Origin of the sequence: Glycomyces salinus, assembly GCF_016428645.1 — a bacterium.
Taxonomy (GTDB): domain Bacteria; phylum Actinomycetota; class Actinomycetes; order Mycobacteriales; family Micromonosporaceae; genus Glycomyces; species Glycomyces salinus.
Genome location: NZ_JAELXW010000170.1, coordinates 1 through 3,095, shown reverse-complemented (window position 1 = coordinate 3,095; position 3,095 = coordinate 1). Strand labels below are relative to the sequence as shown.

1 protein-coding gene and 1 pseudogene are annotated in these 3,095 nt (G+C 68.8%); both read right to left on the bottom strand.

Features of this window, described 5'->3' with window-relative positions; all coding sequences use genetic code 11:
- Positions 1–419 precede the first annotated feature (419 nt).
- Complete coding sequence (locus JFB92_RS24830; protein ID WP_199044620.1) at positions 420–2,933, bottom strand: ABC transporter permease; 2,514 nt, start codon at positions 2,931–2,933, stop codon at positions 420–422.
- Between the two features lie 27 nt (positions 2,934–2,960).
- Positions 2,961–3,095 (bottom strand): annotated as a pseudogene (locus JFB92_RS27150) (ABC transporter ATP-binding protein); the annotation flags it as partial.

The window sequence follows — 3,095 nt, the reverse complement described above, 5'->3', positions numbered from 1 at the left end:
GAACGAGACCGACACGTCGCGCAGCGCGACGACCTGGGCCTGACCGGAACCGTAGGCCCGCCACAGACCCGAAGCGGTCACGGCCGCACGGGTCACCGGGGGAGCGGGGGGATTTGCGAGTGGCACTGGTCCGCCTTTCTTGGACGCGTTCTCGGCGGTGGAATCTCACGGCCCGCGAACTCCACCGAGATTGCTCGCGAGCCTTGAACTGGCCCTTGTGGTCCAGTGCAACCAAGGCTATGGGCGAACGGGGCCGGCGACTTCGGTCGGCGGACCGGACTCGGGGCTCCTCCCAACGGCCGACGCGCCCGCCGCCCCTCGGCCATTGGGCCGAGGCGGCCCGCCGGGACTCGACGGACACGATGAGGGGCGGCGCTTCCGCGCCGCCCCTCGTTCCCGGTTTCCTTCAGACAGTCAAGCTATTCGTAGGCGATGGCCCCCAGCACGTTGAGCTTGGCGGCTCTCGCCGCCGGGGCGATCGCGGCCAGCAGACCGACGATCACCGCGGCGATCAGGTAGGTGACGATCAGACTCCATGGCAGGGCGAACGACGACAGGCCCTCGGATTCGAGCGCCTGCTGGACCGTCCAGCCCAGCCCGATGCCGACGGCGATGCCGAGCACTGCGCCGAACATGCAGATGATGATGCTCTCGACGGTGATCATGCGCCTGGCCTGGCCGCGGGTCATGCCCACGGCCCGGAGCAGTCCGAGTTCCCTGGTGCGTTCGAGAACCGACAGGACCAGCGTGTTCACCACGCCGATCACGGCGATGATCATCGCCAGCGCGAGCAGGATCTGCACCGCCCCGAGGATGACGTCGAGCTGGCCGGTCTGCTGCTCGACGAATTCGGCGTTGTTGGTGACGCTGACCTCGGGCTCGTCGGCGAGGATGTCATCGACGAGGCTCTGGACCGCCGCGACGTCGGCGCCGTCCTCGACGGCGATGAACGCCTGCATCGGCTTGGGCAGGGTGAAGTGCTCGATCTGCTCGGGCGCGACCCACCAGCCGTTGGTCAGGTCGTAGCCGTCGAGGATGGCCGCGACTTGAAGTTCGGCGGTCTCCCCGTCACCGAAGGTCACCTCGACGCTGTCGCCCAGGGCCAGGTCGCGGTCGTCGGCGGTGCCCTCGTCGATGACCACCGAGTCGGCCGGGAGGTCGTCGATCGAACCCTCGGCGACCGAGCCGCCGAGGACCCCGAGGCTCGCGCCCAGGTCCTCACTGGAGGACAGCACGGCCTCCTGGCCGTCGACCTCGGTGCCGAAGAAGTCGGCGTACACGTCGCCGACCGAGGCGACCTCGGGCACGGCCCTGATCTCCTCGAGCGTCTCGCGCGAGAACGAGGGGATGTTGGCCCCGCCCTGTGCGCCGCTGACGATGAGATCGGAGTCCAGATTCAGGTCGAGCACTTCGGACGTGGTGGCCTTGATGCTCGAGACCAGCGTGGCGATGCCGGTGATGAGGGCGACCGCGATCATCAGCGCGGCCGCGGTGATCGCGGTGCGCCGCGGGTTGCGCCCGGCGTTGAGCTTGCCCAGTTTGCCGGCGAACGACCACGACATGAGCGCGCCGAGCGCGGCCACGAGCGGACGCGACAGGATCGGCGTGAGCAAGGTGATCCCGACGAAGCTGACGCCGATGCCGGTCAGGATGACCATGAGTTCGTTGTCGCCCAGGTCCGCCAGGAGCCCGAGCGCGAGCATGCTCCCGCCGACGGCGGTCACGATCGCGCCGGCGATCGTGATGGTGCGCAGCGGCTTGGGCGGATTGACCGCGTCCCGCATCGCGGCGACCGGCGGCACGCCGGAGGCTTTGACGGCCGGGACCAGCGCCGACAGCAGGGTCACGCCGATGCCGACGACCAACGCCCAGAGCGTGGTCGGCGGGACCAGCAGCGTCACCGGCATTCCGTCGAACATGGTCGAGCTGACCAGTTGCGACAGTCCCCAGCCGAGGAGCACTCCCAGGCCCAGGCCGACGGCGGAGGCGATGACGCCGATGACCAGTGCCTCGGTCAGGACCGAGCGGATCACCTGGCCGCGTCCGGCGCCGATGGCGCGCAGCAGGGCCAGTTCCCGCTGCCGCTGGGCGACGATGATCGTGAAGGTGTTGATGATCAGGAAGATCGAGACGAACACCGCGACCAGGCCGAAGCCGAGGAATATGTAGCCCATGAAGTCGGCCACGACGGCGAACGCCTCGGCGGCCTCCTCGCTGGCCTCTTCACCGGTCTGGACCCGGTAGTCCGAGCCCAGGACCGAGGCGAGCTCGTCGGTGTCGACGTCGCCGGCGACGTAGATGGTGGTGTAGACGTCCTCGCCGTCGGTCATGAGGCGCTGGGCCTCGGCGGTGGTGAAGGCCATCTGCGTCTCACCGGCGAGCGAGTCGCGGTCGCCGGAGAGTCCGAAGACGCCGACGATGGTGTAGTCGGCGCGGTCGGAGCCGTAGGAGTAGGCGGTGACGGTGTCGCCGAGTTCGAGCCCGGAGTCGGTGATGAACTTCGCCGAGACGGCGACCTCGTCGTCCGCGGTCGGGCCGCTGCCCTCCCGGATCTCGGTGTAGCCCTCCTGGGCGTCGAGGGACTCCCAGTTGAATCCGATGGTCGGTGCGAAGGTGCCGACGAGTTTCCCGTCGGAGCCGATGGCGTTGACCTGGCCTTCGACGGCCGGGCCCACTACCTCGACGCCGGGGGCCGATTCGAGCTCCCCGACCGCCTCGGCCGGCAGCGTGCCGGTGTTGCCCTGACCGGTGGACCAGTCGGTCTCGGACTTGGCCGAGGTGACGACGGCGTCCACGCTGGAGTAGCCGTCGGCGATCGTGCCGCTGACGGACTTGTCCATCGTGGCGGTCAGGATCATGGCCGCCGCGACGAACATGGTTCCGAGGAGGACCGCGAGGCTGGTGAGTACTAGGCGGGCCTTGCGGCTCGCCATGCCTTTGAGTGTGGCGCGCAGCATGGGTCAGACAGCCTTGCCTTCCGCGGCGGCGACGAGCTCTTCGAAGTGCTTCATCTTGTCGATCACGGCGTTCGCGGTCGGGTCGCTCATGTCCTCGACGATTTGGCCGTCGGCGAGGAAGATGACGCGGTCGGCGTA